The following is a 1,957-nucleotide window of genomic DNA, read 5'->3' on the forward strand; positions in this document are numbered from 1 at the left end:
GCCACGTACACCGTCGACGTGCTCGGTGGACGCCTGGTCATCACCGAGCGGCCGGACGGCGAGATCGAGATGACCGGACCCGCCGTGATCGTCGCCGAGGGCGAGATCGACGCCGAGTGGCTGGCCGAAGCGTTCGGCTGACCGAAAACTTAAACCTCGATTTCGTCGCTCGAATGGGTGATCCGTTTCACGCTCGGCCGGAGGCGGTCGGTAGGGCGTGGCGGGCTCGGTAGCATCAAGCACCGGCACGGACGGGGGAATGCCGCCAACCCTGAGCCGCGTGTGCCCCGGGACTCCGTCCGCCGGTCCACGAGCCGGAGGTGCCCATGAGTGCGGAGGCCACGAACCCTGCGACCGCTGGTCCGGCGGTGCCCCCGGTGCCGCAGGCGCTCACCGCGTCCGCGGCGCCCGCGGCGCCACGCAGAAAGGCCCGGCCCCGGATCGATCTGCGCCGGCTCGGCCGGGCCGCGCTGCTCGGCTCCGCCACCCGCGACAAACTGCCCGACGCGATCGGCCATGTCGTCGAGGCGCACCGCGCCCACCACCCCGACGCCGACCTCGAACCCCTGCGCCGCGCCTACGTCCTGGCCGAGTCCTCGCACCGCGGCCAGACGCGCAAGAGCGGCGAGCCGTACATCACGCACCCGCTCGCCGTGACCCTGATCCTCGCCGAACTCGGCGCGGAGACCACGACCCTGACGGCCTCTCTGCTGCACGACACGGTCGAGGACACCGACGTGACGCTCGAACAGGTGCGGGAGCAGTTCGGCGAGGAGGTGCGCTACCTGGTCGACGGCGTCACGAAACTGGAGAAGGTCGACTACGGGGCCGCCGCCGAACCGGAGACCTTCCGCAAGATGCTCGTCGCCACCGGCAACGACGTGCGCGTGATGTCGATCAAACTCGCCGACCGCCTGCACAACATGCGCACCCTCGGCGTGATGCGCCCCGAGAAACAGGCGCGGATCGCCAAGGTCACCCGTGACGTCCTCATCCCGCTCGCCGAGCGCCTCGGCGTGCAGGCCCTCAAGACCGAGCTGGAGGACCTGGTCTTCGCCGTCCTCCACCCCGAGGAGTACGCCCGCACCCGCGAACTGATCGCGGAGAACGCCGCCCGCCCCGGCGACCCGCTCGCCGAGGTCGCCGAGGAGGTGCGCGGGGTGCTGCGCGAGGCCGACATCCCGGCCGAGGTCCTCATCCGCCCCCGGCACTTCGTCTCCGTCCACCGGGTGGCCCGCAAACGCGGCCGGCTGCGCGGCACGGACTTCGGCCGCCTGCTCGTCCTGGTGAACGAGGACGCGGACTGTTACGCCGTCCTCGGCGAGCTGCACACCTGTATGACGCCGGTGGTCTCGGAGTTCAAGGACTTCATCGCCGTACCGAAGTTCAACCTCTACCAGTCCCTGCACACCGCGGTCGCCCGGCCCGACGGGCAGATGGTCGAGGTCCTCATCCGCACCCACCAGATGCACAAGGTCGCCGAGGCCGGCGTCGTGGCCCTCGGCAACCCGTACGCGCCCGCCCCCGAGTCCGGCGCCCCCGACGTCCCCGCGAACGACGCGTCCCCCGCCGAGGGCGAGCGCGTCGACCCCACCCGTCCCGGCTGGCTCTCCCGCCTCCTCGAGTGGCAGCGGGCCGCCCCCGACCCCGACACCTTCTGGTCCACCCTGCGCGAGGACCTCGCGCAGGACCGCGAGATCACCGTCTTCCGCCCCGACGGCGGCACGCTCGGCCTGCCCGAGGGCGCCACCTGCGTGGACGCCGCCTACGCGCAGTACGGCGAGGACGCGCACGCCTGCATCGGCGCCCGTGTCAACGGCCGCCTCGCCACCCTCAGCACGGTCCTGCGCGACGGCGACACCGTCCAGCTCCTGATGGGCCAGGACCCGGCCTCCGAGCCGTCCCGCGAATGGCTGGACCACGCCCACACACCGGCCGCCCGCATCGCCATCCAGCG

1 protein-coding gene and 1 pseudogene are annotated in these 1,957 nt (G+C 72.2%); both read left to right on the forward strand.

Annotation, left to right across the window (positions count from 1 at the left end):
- Positions 1–141, forward strand: a pseudogene (locus tag H5J33_RS38040) (diaminopimelate epimerase); the annotation flags it as partial.
- A 185-nt stretch (positions 142–326) separates the two neighbouring features.
- The coding region (locus H5J33_RS33295) for a bifunctional (p)ppGpp synthetase/guanosine-3',5'-bis(diphosphate) 3'-pyrophosphohydrolase (protein ID WP_181798425.1) at positions 327–1,957 on the forward strand (1,631 nt) is incomplete at its 3' end.

It is taken from the genome of Streptomyces sp. WELS2 (genome assembly GCF_013870595.1).
In the GTDB taxonomy this organism is placed as follows: domain Bacteria; phylum Actinomycetota; class Actinomycetes; order Streptomycetales; family Streptomycetaceae; genus Streptomyces.